A 16,738-nucleotide genomic window follows, 5' to 3' on the forward strand; every position below is an offset into this window, starting at 1 on the left:
TGCGCGCATCGTCGCGCGGACCGGGGGACATCAATGCGCTGCCAGACCTGCGGGGACGCCACGCCCCCCGAACACAACGAATGCCAGCGTTGCCACACTCCGCTCGGCCAGCCCGCCGTCACTCCGGGGCTGCCGACCTACTCCGTACGCGGCATCGGCCTGGCTGCCGGCGTCGCGGTCGGCGCTACCGCTGTGCTGTACCTAGTGGCGGCACTCGCTTCGCTGGTGGGGCTGGCGATGGCCCGGCAGGCCCGGGCCGACGGTGACCCGGATCTGCTGCTCGCCGCGGTGGTCGTCGAGGCGCTGTTGGCGCTGCCCATGGTGGCCGCGTACCTCACCGCCGCCGTGCTGGTGATCATCTGGACGTGGCGGGCGCGGAAGAACATCGAGGCGTTCCCGGGTGCGCTGCCGACGCTCGGGGCCGGCTGGGCGATCGCCGGCTGGCTGGTGCCGTTCGCGAACTTCGTGATGCCGGCCCGGGTGGTGGCCAACGTGGCCCGGGACAGCCTCTGGCGGCGGTTCACGCCGGACCTCGTGTACGTCTGGTGGGCCGCCTGGTTGGTGTTCAGCGTCGGCGAGCGGTTTGTCAGTCGCCGCGACAGCCAGGCGTACGACCGGCTGCCGCAGACCCCTTCCACCGACGCCGACTACCAGGCGTACCTCGACTACTACCCGGACTCTCTGCTCCGCCACGCCGTGCCCGCGGTGGCCTGCGTGGTCGCCGCCGTGGCGCTGATCGTGCTGATCCGGCGGATCTCCGCCATGCAGGAGGCGCGGATCGACCGGGGAATGCCGGCCTGGCCGACGGCCGCCCAGGGCTGGCCGATGTCCCCGACTCTCTGGGCGCCGGTGCCGGGCGGACCCGGGCCGGCCGTTGTGCCCCCGGCGACCCCGGTGTCGCCGCAGGAGGCGCCGGGGGCGGGTGGCACGATCGGGGCATGACGGAACTGGTCGGCCTCGACGACGTGCGGGCCGCGCGGGAACTGCTCGCCGGCGTCACCCGGACCACCCCGCTGGAGCCCTCCCGGCCGCTGAGCGCGGCGCTGGGCGGGCCGACGTGGCTGAAGTGCGAGAACGTGCAGCGCGCCGGCTCGTACAAGGTGCGCGGCGCGTACGTGCGGATCTCCCGGCTGTCGGCGGCGGAGCGGGAACGCGGTGTGGTCGCGGCGAGCGCGGGCAACCACGCGCAGGGCGTGGCGCTGGCCGCCGGGCTGGTCGGCACTCACGCGACGGTCTTCATGCCGGTCAACGCGCCGCTGCCGAAGGTGGCGGCCACCAAGGGGTACGGCGCGCAGGTCGAGTTGGCCGGCAACACGGTCGACGAGGCGCTGGTCGCCGCGCACACGTACGCCGAGCGCACCGGCGCGGTGCTGATCCACCCGTTCGACCACCCGGACGTGATCGCCGGCCAGGGCACGGTGGCGCTGGAGATCCTCGAACAGTGCCCGGATGTGCGGACCATCATCACCGGGGTGGGCGGCGGCGGCCTGATCTCGGGCATGGCGGTGGCCGCCAAGGCCCTGCGACCCGACGTCCGCATCATCGGTGTGCAGGCGGCCGGCGCTGCGGCCTTCCCGCCCTCACTGGTGGCCGGGGAACCGGTCCGGTTGCCGGCCTTCTCCACCATCGCCGACGGCATCGCGGTCGGCCGGCCGGGGGATCTCACCTTCAGCCACGTCCGCAAGCTGGTCGACGAGATCGTCACGGTCACCGAGGAGGACATCTCCCGGGCTCTGCTGATGCTGCTGGAGCGGGGCAAGCAGGTGGTCGAGCCGGCCGGCGCGGTCGGCGTGGCCGCGCTGCTGGCCGGTGTGGTGCAGGTGGAGGCCCCGGTGGTGGCGGTGCTCTCCGGCGGCAACATCGACCCGCTGCTGATGCTGCGGGTGATCGAGCACGGTCTGGCCGCCGCGGGTCGCTACCTGCGGGTGACGGTGCGCTGCTCGGACCGGCCCGGGCAGTTGGCCTCGCTGCTCAGCCAGATCGCCGAGCACCGGGCCAACGTGGTGGACGTGGAGCACCAGCGGGCCAACCCGCACCTCGGCCTCGGCGAGGTGGAGGTGGCGCTGTCGGTGGAGACGCGGGGCGTGGAGCACTCGGACACCCTGATCAGCGCGCTGCGAGCCAGCGGTTACCAGGTGGTCTTCGCCGGCGAGGCGTGACACCCGCGGGTGCCACGCCCCGGCGGCGGAACGCCGCAGCGCGTGGTGGGGCCGGTGGCGATCAGCCGGAGAACGGCTCGAAACTGACCACGGTCACCTTGATGTCGGCGCCGCTCGGCGCCGTGTAGGTGCAGGTCTGCCCGGGCCGACCGCCCAGGATCGCCTTGCCGAGCGCCGACTCGGGGCTGTAGACGGTCAGGTCGGTGGTGGCCGCGATCTCCCGGGAGCCGAGCAGGAAGGTCTCGGTGTCCTCGGTGTCGTCGTCGAAGTAGATCGTCACCACCATGCCGGGGGACACCGCGTCCGTCGTCGGCGCCTCGCCGACCTTGGCGGTGCGCAGCAGCTCCTGCAGGTAGCGGATCCGGCCCTCGGCCTTGCCCTGCTCCTCGCGGGCGGCGTGGTAGCCGCCGTTCTCCCGCAGGTCGCCCTCCTCGCGCCGGGCGTTGATCTCCGCGGCGATCGCCGGGCGGTTGGCGATGTGCTCGTCGAGCTCGGCCTGGAGGCGGTCGTACGCGTCCTGGGACAGCCAGGTGGCGGGCGCCTCGTTGCCAGTGGACACAGGCGTTCTCCTCAGTCGTGCGTGGCTGGCTGACAGGTGAACTACCAAGTTACCAGTGCGGTACGACACAGGGTGTCGACGATCACCGCTGGTGTCCGTATCCGACGCCGGGGGTAGGTGCCCGCTCAGGCCCGTCACGGCGGCCGGCCGCGGTGCCGTCCTGGCAGCTCAGGCCGGAGCCCGGCAGCGCAGCACCTCGCCGATGAACGGCCGCGCGGTGGTGGTCAGTCGGTGCCGGGCGGTCACGTGCCGGTCACCGGGCTCGGCGGTCACCGTGACCTCCTCGCGGGCCACCTCGGCGCCGGCGCGGTCCCGGGCGCGCAGCGCGCAGACCGCCGATCCGCCCGATGGCACGGTCACCCGGAAGTCGACCAGCACCTGGTTGTCCGTGATGTCGGTGTAGGTGATCACCTGGGCGTCGTAGACGGGATCGCCGTACTGCCGGTAGAGCCGGGCCGAGATCAGGCTCAGGGCTCCCACCAGCACCAGCAGCGCCAGCGCGGCCAGCAGCGTGCGGCGGCGCCCGCCGCCGGTCGCCCGACGACGGCCGTAGCGGCCGGCCGGGAAAACCGGCGCGCCCGATGAAATTGTGGCGTGCGTCTCGGTCACCGGCGGGTATCTCCTGGCGTTGTTGTCGGCGGCATCAGCAAGAATGACAGAGTCCATCCTCCCAGCCCGGCTCAGCGGCAGGAATGGCAGGTCGGCAGCCATGGCGTCGACCGCCGACCGGGTGTGGAGGATTCCGGCAGGTCAGCCGGTCGAGCCCGGTCGGGTCCACCGGCCGGCACAGACGAGGAGTGCCGAAGTTGGCAGAACAGCTGCGTCTCATGGCCGTCCACGCGCACCCGGACGACGAGTCGAGCAAGGGTGCGGCGACCATGGCGAAGTACGTCGCCGAGGGCGTGGATGTCCTGGTCGTGACGTGCACCGGCGGGGAGCGCGGCAGCGTGCTCAACCCCAAGCTCGACCGCCCCGACGTCTGGGCCAACATCGGCGAGATCCGCCGCGCCGAGATGGACGCCGCCCGGGCGATCCTCGGCATCGACCAGGCGTGGCTCGGCTTCGTCGACTCGGGGCTGCCCGAGGGCGATCCACTGCCACCGCTGCCCGAGGGCTGCTTCGCCCTCCAGGACGTCGAGGTGGCCGCCGGCCCGCTGGTGCGGCTGATGCGCGAGTTCCGCCCGCACGTGGTCACCACGTACGACGAGGAGGGCGGCTACCCGCACCCCGACCACATCATGTGCCACAAGGTGAGCGTGGCCGCCTTCGAGGCGGCCGGCGACCCGGAGCGCTACCCGGAGCTGGGCGCCCCGTGGCAGCCCCTGAAGCTCTACTACGACATCGGGTTCTCCAAGGCCAAGATCATGGCGTTGCACGAGGGCATGCTCGCCGCCGGCAAGGAGTCGCCGTACGAGGAGTGGCTCAAGCGCTGGGAGGAGCGGCCGGACAAGGGCCCCCGGATCACGACCCGGGTGGAGTGCGCCGAATACTTCTCGGTCCGCGACGACGCGCTACGCGCCCACGCCACCCAGGTAGACCCGGACGGCTTCTGGTTCCACGTGCCGATGGAGCTCCAGCAGCGCGCCTGGCCGACGGAGGACTACGAGCTGGCCCGGTCGGTGGTGGACAGCCCGATGCCCGAGTCCGACCTCTTCGCGGGTGTGCGGGAGACGGCACACGCGAGCTGATTCCGCGCGGGGCTACCCTGGTAAGCAACCGCACATCGGAGGAACGCCATGCTGACCGCTGCCCAGGTGCTCGCGGAGAACAACTTCGGGGACACCCGCACGGGTGGCCTGGCCGGCCCGATGGGCCTGTTCCTCATCCTGCTGCTGGCCACCGCGACCATCCTGCTGATCCGCAACATGAACGCCCGGCTGCGCCGGCTGCCCGACCGGTTTCCGCAGCAGACGCCGCCGACCGACCCGACCAGGGCCGAAGCGGCAGTCGCCGATCCGACAGACGGGACCGGAGCGCGCGATTCCTCCACGCCCGCTCCCAACGGGCACCAGCAGCACCGGAACGGGTAGTCCGCGCATGATTCACGCCGAACCGGGTGGTCGCCCCCTGTTGCGACCACCCGGTTTGGCTTAGCCTTCCGCCGGGGGGACCAAAAGTCCTTGAGCTGTGTGCGGGAGGGGGCGCCGATGACAGTCACAGCACCGGCCGCCCGCCGTACCCCCGTCGGTCCGTCGGCTGACGGGGGAGGTCGATGACCTCCGGCCCGGCCGGCGACCCGTTCGACCGGCTCGGGGTGCGCGGCACGCCTGCCCGGCTGCTCGTGCTCACCGCAGCCGTGACGCTGACCGCCCTGGTCGCCGCCGCCGTCGGGTTGACCCTTCCGCACCGGCTGCCGGCCGACGATCCGCTCGGCGGTCCGGCCCGCTTCGGCATCGCCGTCGCCGTCTTCGCCGTCGCCCAGTTCGCGCGGCTGCGGTTCCGCTCGGCCGCCGGCATGGTCAGCATCACCTGGGGCGAGGCGGCCCTGATCGTCTGCCTCTACCTGGCGCCGGCCGGCTGGCTGCCGGCGGCCACCCTGCTCGGCGCCGGGCTGGCCTGGACGGCGCACTCACTGCACAACGACCGCCGTCCGGCACTGGAGATCGTCCGGATCGCCGCGTCGCTGGCCGCCGCGTCGGCACTGGCCGTGTCCGTGGCCACCGCGCTGGGCCACCCGCTGCTCGCCGCGCCCACCCCGATGCTGGCGCTGGCCGTGATCGCGGGCTCGGTGACGTACCTTCTGGTGACCGCCTGGCTCGGTGGGGTGACGCTGGGCCTGCGGCACGGGCTGCCGATCGGGCCACCGCTGCTCGCCGCGCTGCGCGGCAAGCTGCTGATGTTCGTCGGCAACGTGGCGGTCGGCCTGGTGGTGATCGCGCTGCTGGAGCTCGACCCGCGCTGGTTGCTGCTGCTCCCACCGCTGCTCTGGCTGCTCCAGCAGACCTACCGTTACCGGCTGCGCGCCGACCAGGAACGCCGGACGTGGCGGGCCTTCGCCGAGGCCACCGCGGCCCTCAACCAACTCGACGAGCGGGGCGTGGCCAGCGCCGCGGTGACCGGCGCGCTGGCGCTGTTCAGCGCTGAGCTGGTGGACGTGGACGTGGCCCGGGCCGACGGCCGGTGGCGCCGCTACCGGGGCGACGCCGGCGGCCAGTTGGTCGACCGTGAGGTGGGCCCGCCGGACCGGTCGGAACCCGGCGAGGACGAGCTGATCCGTCCGCTGTCGGTGGGTGCCGCGCCGGTCGGTCGGCTGCGGGTCCGGTTCCCCCGGTCCGCTCCGCCCACCGCCCGGGAACACGACGCGGTGGCCGCGTTCGGCGACGCGCTCGCCGCCGCGCTGCACGACGCCGCGACCCACCGCGAACTGCGGCTGGTCACCGCCCGGTCGTCGTACGAGGCGGTGCATGACCCGCTCACCGGGCTGGCCAACCGGGCCGCCATGCTCGGCAAGGGTGATCAGGCGCTGCGGCAGCTCGCACACGACCACCCGGTGGCGCTGCTGCTACTGGACATCAACCAGTTCAAAGAGGTCAACGACACGCTGGGGCACGCCGCGGGCGACCAACTGCTGCGGCTGACGGCGAACCGGCTCAGCGCGTTGGCCCGCCCCGGTGACCTGCTCGGCCGGCTCGGCGGCGACGAGTTCGCTCTGCTGCTCACCTCGGTGCCGGTGCTCGGCGACCGGGCCGCACCGATGGCGCACGCGCTACGCCAGGCCCGGGAGATCGCCGAACGGCTGGCCGCGCCCACCGAGGTGGCCGGGGTACGGATGTCGATCGAGGTCTCCGTCGGGGTGGTCGTGGCCGACGCCGGCACCGCCGACCTGACGGAGCTGCTGCGCCGGGCCGACATCGCGATGTACCAGGCGAAGGAGGGCGGCGGCAGTGTCGCCGCGTACGACGGTGCCCGGGACGCGGCCAGCACCGACCAACTGGCCCTGCTGGCCGAGCTGCGCGAGGCGCTGAAGGTCGACGACCAACTGGTGCTGGCACTGCAGCCGGCGGTCGACCTGGCCACCGGCGCGCCGACCGGCGTGGAGGCGCTGATCCGGTGGCGGCATCCCCGGCGCGGCTGGCTGGGCCCGGCCGACTTCATCCGTCCCGTGGAGAACAGCGAGCAGCTCGGCACCTTCACCCGGTACGTGCTGGACAAGGCCCTCAGCGTGGCCGCCGACTGGGCCCAGGAGGGGCTCGACGTCCCGATCTCGGTGAACCTGTCGGCGCGTAGTCTGCTCGACCCCCGGCTGCCGGCGGAGATCGCCGACGCGCTGCGCCGGCACCAGGTGCCGCCGCACCGGCTGGTCCTGGAGATCACCGAGACGGTGGTGATGAGCGAGTTGGAGGTCATCGACGAGGTGCTGGCCACGCTCCGGTCGATGGGTGTGCAGCTCGCGGTGGACGATTTCGGCACCGGCTTCTCCTCGCTGACCTTCCTCACCCGGATCGCGGTGGACGAGTTGAAGGTGGACCGCTCCTTCGTGATCCGGATGGCGGACTCGCCGGAGGCGGCGGCGATCGTACGGACCACCGTGGGTCTCGCCCACGAGCTGGGGCTGCGGGTGGTGGCTGAGGGGGTGGAGACCGCCGAGCAGCGGCTGGCCCTGGCCGAGCTGGGCTGCACCTCCGCGCAGGGCTACCACTTCTTCAAGCCGATGCCGGCGGACAAGATCAGTGCGGTGCTCGGGTCGCTGCGCGACTCCGCGGAGTCGAACGTCTTCCGGCTCCGCGCCGACGGCGCCTCCTGACCGTCAGCCCGGCTCGGGCCGGGGTGCTCGGCGGGTGACCGCCCGGCGTGACCGACCGGGGCTGGTTATGGTCGTCGGGTGAACCGACTCGCCGGCGCCACCAGTCCGTACCTGCTCCAGCACGCCGACAACCCGGTCGACTGGTGGCCCTGGTGCGACGAGGCGTTCGCCGAGGCGAAGCGGCGGGACGTGCCGGTGCTGATCTCGGTGGGCTACGCCGCCTGCCACTGGTGCCACGTGATGGCGCACGAGTCGTTCGAGAACGAGCACGTCGGCGCCCTGATGAACGACGACTTCGTGTCGATCAAGGTGGACCGTGAGGAACGTCCGGACGTGGACGCCGTCTACATGACCGCCACCCAGGCGATGACCGGTCAGGGCGGCTGGCCGATGACCGTCTTCGCCACCCCGGACGGCACCCCGTTCTTCTGCGGCACCTACTTCCCCCGCGAGAACTTCGTCCGGTTGCTCCAGTCCGTCGCCACCGCGTGGCGGGACCAACGCGAGGAGGTGCTGCGCCAGGGCGCCGCGGTGGTCGAGGCGATCGGCGGCGCCCAAGCCGTGGGCGGGCCCAGCACGCCGCTGGACGCCCCGCTGCTCGACGCCGCTGCCGCCAACCTGGCCGGCGAGTACGACGCGACCAACGGCGGCTTCGGGCGCGCCCCGAAGTTCCCGCCGCACATGAACCTGCTCTTCCTGTTGCGTCACCACCAGCGGACGGGCGACCCGCGCAGCCTGGAGATCGTCCGGCACACCGCCGAGGCGATGGCCCGGGGCGGCATCTACGACCAGCTCGCCGGAGGCTTCGCCCGGTACTCGGTGGACGCGCACTGGACGGTGCCGCACTTCGAGAAGATGCTCTACGACAACGCGCTGCTGCTGCGGGTCTACACCCAGCTCTGGCGGCTGACCGGCGACCCGCTGGCCCGCCGGGTCGCCCGGGACACCGCCCGCTTCCTCGCCGACGAACTGCACCGGCCGGGGGAGGGCTTCGCGTCCGCGCTGGACGCCGACACCGAGGGCGTCGAGGGGCTCACCTACGCCTGGACGCCGGCCCAACTCGTCGAGGTACTGGGCGAGGAGGACGGCCACTGGGCCGCCGATCTCTTCGCCGTCACGGTCGAGGGCACGTTCGAACACGGCACCAGCGTGCTCCGGCTCGCCCGGGACGTCGACGACGTCGCGCCGGAGATCCGGGCTCGCTGGCAGCAGGTGGTGGGGCGGCTGCTCACGGCCCGCGACAACCGGCCACAACCGGCCCGTGACGACAAGGTGGTGGCGGCCTGGAACGGCCTGGCGATCACCGCCCTCGTCGAGTTCCAGCAGGTCGTCGCGCTGTACGCGTCGCCGAAGGACGAGGACGTCAACCTGATGGAGGGCGTCGTCATCGTCGCCGACGGCGCGATGCGCGACGCCGCCGAGCACCTGGCCACCGTGCACCTGGTCGATGGCCGATTGCGCCGGGTCTCCCGGGGCGGTGCGGTCGGTGAACCGGCCGGCGTACTGGAGGACTACGGCTGCGTGGCCGAGGCGTTCTGCGCGCTGCACCAGCTCACCGGCGAGGGGCGCTGGCTAACCCTGGCCGGCGGGCTGCTGGACACCGCGCTGGAGCACTTCGCCGCGCCCGGCGGCGCCTTCTACGACACCGCCGACGACGCGGAGCGGCTCGTCACCCGCCCGGCGGACCCGACCGACAATGCCACCCCGTCCGGTCGGTCGGCGCTGATCGCCGGGCTGGTCGCGTACACGGCGCTGACCGGTGAGCCCCGCTACCGGGAGGCCGCCGAGGTGGCGCTCGGCACGGTCGCGCCGATCGTCGGGCAGCACGCCCGGTTCACCGGGTACGCGGCCACGGTCGGCGAGGCGCTGCTCTCCGGGCCGTACGAGATCGCCGTGGCGACCGACGACCCCACCGGCGACCCGCTGGTGGCGGCGGCCCACCGGCACGCGCCGCCCGGCGCGGTGGTGGTCGCGGGACGCCCGGACCAGCCCGGGGTGCCGCTGCTGGCCGACCGCCCGCTGGTCGACGGGCGGTCCGCCGCGTACGTCTGCCGGGGCTTCGTCTGCCAGCGCCCGGTCACGTCGGTCGAGGAGCTGGTCGCCGAGCTCCGCTGAGCACACCGCGACCGACGTAGCGCCCGGTAGTTGCCCGCGACCAGGGCCCGGTGGTGGTCGGCGCTTCCCGGACGGACCCAGCCGCGCGAGCGCCGGCCCTGTGGGTGGCCGCGCCGGCGGCCCGGATAGGCTGGCCGCGCTATGGATTCCCGTACCGGTCTGCCTGTTGTCGGCATGGTGGGTGGCGGCCAGCTGGCCCGGATGACCCACCAGGCCGCGATCGCCCTCGGCCAGTCACTGCGCGTACTCGCGGTCGCCCCCGACGACGGCGCGGCGCTGGTCGCCGCCGACGTCCAGTACGGCGACCACACCGACCTGGCCGCACTGCGCACCTTCGCCAAGGGCTGCGACGTGGTCACCTTCGACCACGAGCACGTGCCCACCGAGCACATCCGCACGTTGGCGGCGGAGGGCGTGACCCTGCACCCCCCGGCGGACGCGCTGTTGCACGCCCAGGACAAGCGGGTCATGCGGGAACGCCTGGCCGAGCTGGGCGCGCCCAACCCGGCGTGGCAGCCGGTGGGTGACCCCGCCGACCTGGTCGGCTTCGGCGAGCAGGTCGGCTGGCCGGTGGTGCTCAAGGCGGCCCAGGGTGGCTACGACGGCCGGGGGGTCTGGCTGGTCGACGACGCCACCCAGGCCACCGAGCTGGCCCGGACGCTGCTCGCCGGCGGCACCCGGCTGATCGTCGAGGAGCGGGTGCCGCTGCGCCGGGAGCTGGCCGTGCAGGTGGCCCGCTCGCCGTTCGGCCAGGTGGCCGCGTACCCCGTCGTCGAGACGGTGCAGCGGGACGGCATCTGCGTGGAGGTGCTGGCCCCGGCGCCCGCTCTGGACGAGGAGCTGGCGGTCACCGCCCAGCAGCTCGCCATCGACCTGGCCACCGCGCTCGGCGTGGTCGGCCTGCTCGCGGTGGAACTCTTCGAGGCGCGCGACGCGGCCGGCCGGCCGGCGATCGTGGTCAACGAGCTGGCGATGCGTCCGCACAACTCCGGGCACTGGACCATCGAGGGGGCCCGGACCTCCCAGTTCGAGCAGCACCTGCGGGCGGTGCTCGACTACCCGATGGGTGACACGGCGCTGGCCGCGCCGGTCGTGGTGATGGCGAACGTGCTCGGCGGCGAGCCGGGCGGGATGTCGATCGACGAGCGGCTGCACCACCTCTTCGCGGCCGAGCCGGGGGCCAAGGTGCACCTCTACGGCAAGCAGGTGCGGCCCGGCCGCAAGATCGGGCACGTCACGGTGCTCGGTGACGACCTGGACGACGTACGGGCGCGGGCCGCCCGGGCCGCGCGCTGGCTGCGCGAGGGGCACGAGTGACCGCGAAGCGTGCGCCGGCGAGCCCGCGGTCGCGAACGGAGGGGGTACCGGAGTGAGCACGGTTGGGCTGATCATGGGCAGTGACTCGGACTGGCCGACCATGCGGGCCGCCGCCGAGGTGCTGGACGACTTCGGGGTGCCGTACGAGGTCCGCGTGATCTCGGCGCACCGGACTCCGGTTGCCATGATCGAGTACGGCCGCGACGCCGCTGACCGGGGCCTCAAGGTGATCATCGCCGGTGCCGGTGGGGCCGCGGCGCTGCCCGGCATGGTGGCTTCGGTGACCCCGCTGGCGGTGATCGGCGTTCCGGTGCCGTTGAAGCACCTCGACGGCATGGACTCGCTGCTGTCCATCGTGCAGATGCCCGCCGGGATCCCGGTGGCCACCGTCTCGATCGGCAACGCCCGCAACGCCGGCCTGCTGGCCGTGCGGATCCTCGGCGCGGCCGACGAGCACCTGCGCGCCAAGATGACGACCTACCAGCAGGACCTGGAAAACCTGGTAGCCGCCAAGGAAGCCGCCCTCCAGGCCACCCTGAGCTAACCCGGGGCGCGTCCCGGCCATCGGGGGTCATGGCCGGTGGTTCGGGCCGTGGGGGTTTCGGGGGGAGCCCACCCGCTCCGGGCGGTCAGGCTTGATCCCTCCGCGGGCCGGCGGCCGGCTCGGCGAACCAGGGCCGCAGCGGGCGGACCCGCAGCGGGGGCGGCGCCCGCGCACGCACCCGCCCCGCTCACCGCAGCCGACGTACGTACCCGGCACGCCGCCCCGCAACCGACGCATGTACCCGGCACGCTCAGCGTGCCCACTCATTCACGCCGCAGGGACCCTCAGATTCATCTCATGCCGCGTAGGGCGGTTTGTAGGCGTTCCTGGGCGCGGCGGCGGCGTTCGTTGCTGGCGCCGAGGATCAGCAACAGGATGCCCACCGGGATCAGCGCCAGCCACGGGCCGAGGCTGAACAGCGCGTGGATCGCGGTGATCGCGGTGACCGACGCGCCGACGATCACCGGGGCCTGCTGCCGGCTGGACGAGCCGAAGACCAGCACCGCGACCGCGCCGAGCAGCAGCAGCATCTGTCGCAGCGTGCTGGACTCGGTGGCCAGCACGATCGCCAGGGTGGGCACGAACGCGGCGACCAGGGCCGGCCCGTACGCCACCCAACTGCTCATGTCGGACCGCTGGCGCAGCTCCAGCACCCCGACCAGCAGGGCCAGCGCGGCGAAGGGCAGCGTGTACGCCTCGGGCAGCGCCACGTCGGCGACACGCATCAGGATCCACCAGGCGGTGATCTCGCAGGCCACCACCGCCCAGAACAGGATCCGCCGTTCCACCGGCCGGCGACCGGGTCGTGTCGCCGCGACCCCGAGGACCGCGCCCCAGGCGGCCAGCAGGGCGGCGATGTGCCGGGGCGAGTCGAAGGCGAGGGCCAGCGCGATCAGCGCGGCCGCGTATCCGCTCCATTCCACGGTCGCGGCCTCGCGTTGGGCCTCCGGGCGGCGAAGCCGGGGCAGGGTCGCCGCGAACACCTGCAGGACCGCTCCGACCGCGAGGACCCCGAACGCGGACCAGACCGCGGCCAGCCCGGCGACCAGGCCAGCGGTGAGCACGAAGAGCTGCGCCATCAGCGAGGCGAAGAGCCAGCCGAGAATGCGGGCCCGTTGGGTGGTGCCGTACAGCGCCGCCACCACGCCCACGCCGACCGCGCCGCCGAGGGTGAACAGGGTCAGCTCCCGGGTGGCCAGGCTGCCGGCCAGCCCCGCGCCCCCGGCGGCCAGGCCGATGACGAAGACCAGCACCCGGGTCAGCCGCAGCGAGCGGGCCGGCTCGACCAGCGGCGGAGGCGGGGTCAGTGCGAGGCCGAGCATCGCGATGGTGAAGACCGAGAGCGCGGCGAGGGCGCTCGCCGGCCAACCGTTGCCCAGCGCGATGGGGGCGATCAGCAGCGTGACGGCGGCGCCGGGCAGCACCACCGGCACGGCCCGGGACCGCCGTCCGCCGCTGAACCCGGTGGCGGCCAGCGCCGCGGTCGCGGTGAGCAGCAGCGCGGTCAGCACGTGGGTCGGGTCGACGACGTCCGGCGGCGGGGTGAGCAGTTCCGGTGGCGGACCCCGCCAGATGCGGGTCAGCGTGCGGTGCGGATCGACCAGGGCGGTGACCAGGGCGGGTGTGATCGAGGCGAGCGCGAGGGCGGTCGGCAGGGCCGCCGCGGCCAGCGCGCCGGCGGACGGGCTGACCCGCCACCGCCGCCGCTCCGAGTCGTCCGGCAACCGCCGTAGCGCGCCGTCGAGCAGCACCGCCCAGCGCCGGACCGGCTGGGCCGAGCCGGTCGGCGGCACGGTGGCCGCGCGGATCAGCTCGGCCAGTACGCCGAGCAGCGCCGCGGCGGCCGCGTAGACGCCCGAGGCGAGGCCGGTGGGGATGGCCGCCAGCGCGCTGATGGTGGCCCCGCCGACGACGGCCACACTGACCCAGGGGAGGTATTGCGGGACGTGTCGGCGGACTGCGGCCACGGCGGCCAGGCCGAGGCTGGACGCGGCCAGCGCGGCGGTCAGCACCACCTGTGCCGAGTGTTCGAACTCGGCGGCCAGTGCCGCCAACGCGCCGGGCAGGGCCAGCAGCGCCGCGCCGACCGCCGCACCGCCGATCTGCACCAGGTGCGGCGGCATCCCCTCGGTCGCGATGTCGGTCACCTGCGGGCCGGCCAGCACGCGGGCCAGCGCGGCCACCACGACGCCGATCAGCGCGATGCTGCCCAGCGCCAGCACGGTGGTCCACGGCCGGACCAGGCCGGCGCCGGCGGCGTGCAGCGCGACCACGCCGGCCACGGTGGCCCGGGACAGGCCGGCCCGGGCCTCCTCCGTCGCCACCGCGGCCATCCCGTAGACCGTGGCGACCATTCCGCCGACCAGGACCGGTGTCCACCAGGGCAGGTCGAACGCGGCGGGCGCGCCGATCGTGGCCAGTACCACCGCGGCGCCGGACACGTCCCACCGCCATGGAGGCGGGAGCAGAATGCCGGCGGCGACGGCCAGCAGGGCCAGCGCGACCGGGGCCTGCCAGGTGGCGCCACCGGTCGGCGCGGCCGGCCAGCCGCTCAGGTCGCCGTCCCAGATCGGGCCGGGGGTCGCCAGCACACCGAGCCCACCGCGCAGCGCCGTCCAACCGGCGAATACTCCGATCAGCAGGCCGCCGACGGTGATGCCGAGGATGGGCCCGCGCCGCCACTCCTCGGGCATGGCGCGGGCGCCGACGGCGACCACCAGCACCAGGCCGGCGGCGACCGCCAACTGCCCGCCCGGGGTCAGCACAGCGGCGATCCGGACCAGTGTGGCGATCAGGGCGGTGGTGACCGCTGCGGCGGCCAGGTCCGAGCCGTCCAGGGTGAGGTCGGAGCGCCGGCCGGCGTCGATCGACGGTGCCAGGAAGAGCAGCACAGCGGCGACCAGCAGCAGGGCGCCGACCCACGCGTCGGCGACGGTCGCCCCGGGCGCGCCGAAGGCGGCGGCGGTGACCACCAGAGCGCCCAGCCCGGTGCCGACGGACAGCGGCGCCGGGATGCGCCGCTGGGACACCTGCACCACGGCGGCGTAGCCGAGGGTCACGCAGACCGCGAGGAAACTCGCGGCCAGCACCGGGACGGTCACCTCGCGCAGGCTTGCCGGGGTGGGGGTCGGGTCGGTGGGCACGGTGGCCGCCACGAACGCGGCGACGGCCCCGGGCAGCGCGAACGCGGCGCCCCCGGCGGCCCAGGCGGACACCGTGTCGGCGGCGGCCGAGGCGATCCGGACCCGGGGCGCCAGCGCGACCAGAGCGCCGGCCGCGAAGAGGGTGAGCAGGACCGCGGCGGTGAGCGTCGGCCCGGCCAGGCTGGCGCCCGCTCCGAACAGGCCCACCACGGCGGCCCCGACGGCGTGCGCCAGCGCGGCCCGGCTGGTCCGCGCGGAGAGGCCGATCACCCCGATGCCGACGGCGGTGAGCACCATCGGCCAGGGTGCCGACGCCCAGCCGAGACCGAACGAGGCCGGCACGGCCAGCGCGGTCAGTGCCGCACCGGCGACGGCGAACTCGCGGCGGATGTCCGGCGGCAGGGCCAGCACCGCGGCGATGGTGAGCAGGAACGCGGCGGCTGCGAGCTGCCAGGTGGTCGGGCCGACCGCGGCGGCCAGCTCGGCCGGGTACCGGTCGAGGTCGGCGCCCCAGGCGGGCAGCGACGCCCGGACCGGGGCCACGCCGGCGCGCAGCGCGCCCCCGGCGACCACCAGCCCGCTGACGGTGAGCGCCACCGCTGAGGCGACCTGCGGGCCGCGCCGGGCGGCCTCGGGGACCGCGCGCACGGCCAGCCCGGTCACCGTGATGACCGCCGCGATCAGCAGCAGAGCCCGGCCGGGCAGCGCCACCGAGGCGATCCGGCCGAGCGTCCCGATCACGGCCAGGGTGAGGATGCCGGCCGCGACGTCGGGCAGCGGTGGGCGGCGCAGCACCAGCGCGCCGCCCAACCCGACCGTGGCGGCCAGCAGCAGCGCCATCCCGGCGCCCGCCGCCGCCGGCACGGTTTCCGCCTGGAGCAGGGCGGTGACGGCGTACGCCAGGGCGACGGCGACCGCCACCCCGTGGAGCAGCCAGATCAGCTCGCGCAGACCGGGCACCGGGCGCACCGGCCGGGTGACGGCGGCCCCCGGGTCGGCATCGATCAGCTCGGCGGCCTCCTCCGGGTCGCCCTCGGGCCGGCTCTCGGCGTCGCGTTGCCGGGGCGCTGGCGGCGTGCCCGGGTCCGGGAGGTCCTGCCGGACGGGTCGCTCCACCGTCAGCCCGGAGCGGGTCAGCCAGAGGTCGAGGAGGGCGACCAGGGTGAGCACCACGGCCCAGCCGCCCGGCCCGGTGATCCGGTCGTACGCCAGCAGCGGCAGCACCGGCTGCGCGGCGAGCACGGTGGCGAACCGGGGTGTGCGCAGGCCCGTCCAGCCGGCGTACCCGAACGCGACGGCGGCGGTGACCGCGAAGATCACTCCGGCGAAGATCGCACCGGAGGCGCCGCCGTTGCCGATCCGGTCCACCGCCCACAGGGCGTTTCCGGCAAGCGGCACCAGCAGCAGGCCGACCGCGGAGATCGTCTCGGCGGTCGAGGTGAGACCGCGTCGGGCCAGCGCCGGCGGGGCGAGCAGCATCAGCACCGTGGCGAGGAGCAGGATGCCGAGCCGGGCCAGCGCGTCCATCGAGCTGGTCGCCACCGCGGCGAAGACCACCGCGGCCACCCCGAGCAGCAGCGCGCCCAGCCCGAGCGGGATGTTCTGCACCTCGCGGGAGGACGCCTCCGGGGGGTGCTCGGGGTCGTCCGCGTCGAGCCAGGACGCCTGGGGCGGAAGCGGTGGCGGGTACTCCCCGGTGGGTGGGGTGCCCTGACGGGGCACCCGGGGCGGGGCGCCGGTGGCGGCGGTCGGCGGCCGGCGGCTGGGACGGCGGCGCAGCACCCGCCGCGGCCTGGTGGCCTGCTTGACTCGTTCCTCACCGGCGTGCGCGAGGATGTCCCGCTGGAAGAGCGCGGCCTGCATCTTGGCGGCGATCTGCCGCTGCTCGCGGGCGATGGCGGCGTCGCGCGCCTTCATCTCCGCGATCGAGCGCTCGATGTCAGCCAGGTGTTCGACCCACTGGGCCTGATCGGCCCCGCAGTGCGGGCAGCGGACGGCCGGCTTGATCTCCCGGCCGCACGAGGAGCACTGAAAGGTCGCCACGACACCCCTCCACCCGCACTGTGGACTCCCACTGTCGCAGCATGCCCAAAGCTGGCGCGGATTTCGACACTTGTCGGCGGGTCCGGGGCAAACAACGACACCGGCCGGCCACGG

General features: G+C 74.3%; 11 protein-coding genes. 8 read left to right on the forward strand and 3 right to left on the reverse strand.

Annotation, left to right across the window (positions count from 1 at the left end; genetic code table 11):
* The first annotated feature begins 33 nt into the window (after positions 1 to 33).
* Positions 34 to 942 carry a DUF4328 domain-containing protein gene (locus ACFYPS_RS07455; RefSeq protein ID WP_387323307.1) on the forward strand — a complete coding sequence of 303 codons (909 nt, stop codon included), beginning with the start codon at positions 34 to 36 and terminating at the stop codon, positions 940 to 942.
* A complete protein-coding gene (gene ilvA / locus ACFYPS_RS07460) occupies positions 939 to 2,159 on the forward strand; it encodes a threonine ammonia-lyase (protein ID WP_387323309.1) in 1,221 nt (406 codons plus the stop codon). The genes ACFYPS_RS07455 and ilvA overlap by 4 nt, the downstream gene beginning before the upstream one ends.
* 61 nt (positions 2,160 to 2,220) lie before the next feature.
* On the opposite strand, the gene greA is transcribed toward ilvA, so the two are convergent.
* Together greA and ACFYPS_RS07470 are read right to left on the reverse strand one after the other, a co-directional pair.
* A complete protein-coding gene (gene greA, locus ACFYPS_RS07465; RefSeq protein ID WP_089017664.1) occupies positions 2,221 to 2,718 on the reverse strand; it encodes a transcription elongation factor GreA in 498 nt (165 codons plus the stop codon).
* A 168-nt stretch (positions 2,719 to 2,886) separates the two neighbouring features.
* Positions 2,887 to 3,327 carry a DUF4307 domain-containing protein gene (locus tag ACFYPS_RS07470; protein WP_387323311.1) on the reverse strand — a complete coding sequence of 147 codons (441 nt, stop codon included), beginning with the start codon at positions 3,325 to 3,327 and terminating at the stop codon, positions 2,887 to 2,889.
* 197 nt (positions 3,328 to 3,524) lie between these two features.
* Here ACFYPS_RS07470 and mca point away from each other — a divergent pair, with 197 nt between their 5' ends.
* The 6 genes from mca (at position 3,525) to purE (ending at position 11,438) form a co-directional block, all read left to right on the forward strand.
* Positions 3,525 to 4,406, forward strand: a complete 882-nt coding sequence (gene mca, locus ACFYPS_RS07475) for a mycothiol conjugate amidase Mca (protein ID WP_387323313.1) — start codon at positions 3,525 to 3,527, stop codon at positions 4,404 to 4,406.
* A gap of 48 nt (positions 4,407 to 4,454) precedes the next feature.
* Entirely contained in the window at positions 4,455 to 4,748 is a 294-nt protein-coding gene (locus ACFYPS_RS07480) for a hypothetical protein (protein ID WP_074316919.1), read from the forward strand.
* 182 nt (positions 4,749 to 4,930) lie between these two features.
* Positions 4,931 to 7,462, forward strand: a complete 2,532-nt coding sequence (locus tag ACFYPS_RS07485) for a putative bifunctional diguanylate cyclase/phosphodiesterase (RefSeq protein WP_387323315.1) — start codon at positions 4,931 to 4,933, stop codon at positions 7,460 to 7,462.
* 78 nt (positions 7,463 to 7,540) lie between these two features.
* On the forward strand, positions 7,541 to 9,577 hold the full coding sequence (locus ACFYPS_RS07490) for a thioredoxin domain-containing protein (RefSeq protein WP_387323317.1): 2,037 nt from the start codon (positions 7,541 to 7,543) through the stop codon (positions 9,575 to 9,577).
* A gap of 141 nt (positions 9,578 to 9,718) precedes the next feature.
* A complete protein-coding gene (locus ACFYPS_RS07495; RefSeq protein ID WP_387323319.1) occupies positions 9,719 to 10,894 on the forward strand; it encodes a 5-(carboxyamino)imidazole ribonucleotide synthase in 1,176 nt (391 codons plus the stop codon).
* A 52-nt stretch (positions 10,895 to 10,946) separates the two neighbouring features.
* The gene (gene purE / locus ACFYPS_RS07500; protein ID WP_387323321.1) at positions 10,947 to 11,438 is read left to right on the forward strand and encodes a 5-(carboxyamino)imidazole ribonucleotide mutase; all 492 of its coding nucleotides are present in this window, start codon (positions 10,947 to 10,949) and stop codon (positions 11,436 to 11,438) included.
* Between the two features lie 290 nt (positions 11,439 to 11,728).
* On the opposite strand, the gene ACFYPS_RS07505 is transcribed toward purE, so the two are convergent.
* Positions 11,729 to 16,624, reverse strand: a complete 4,896-nt coding sequence (locus tag ACFYPS_RS07505) for an SCO7613 C-terminal domain-containing membrane protein (RefSeq protein ID WP_387323323.1) — start codon at positions 16,622 to 16,624, stop codon at positions 11,729 to 11,731.
* Positions 16,625 to 16,738 lie beyond the last annotated feature (114 nt).

Origin of the sequence: Micromonospora sp. NPDC005087 (genome assembly GCF_042872965.1) — a bacterium.
Classification (GTDB): domain Bacteria; phylum Actinomycetota; class Actinomycetes; order Mycobacteriales; family Micromonosporaceae; genus Micromonospora.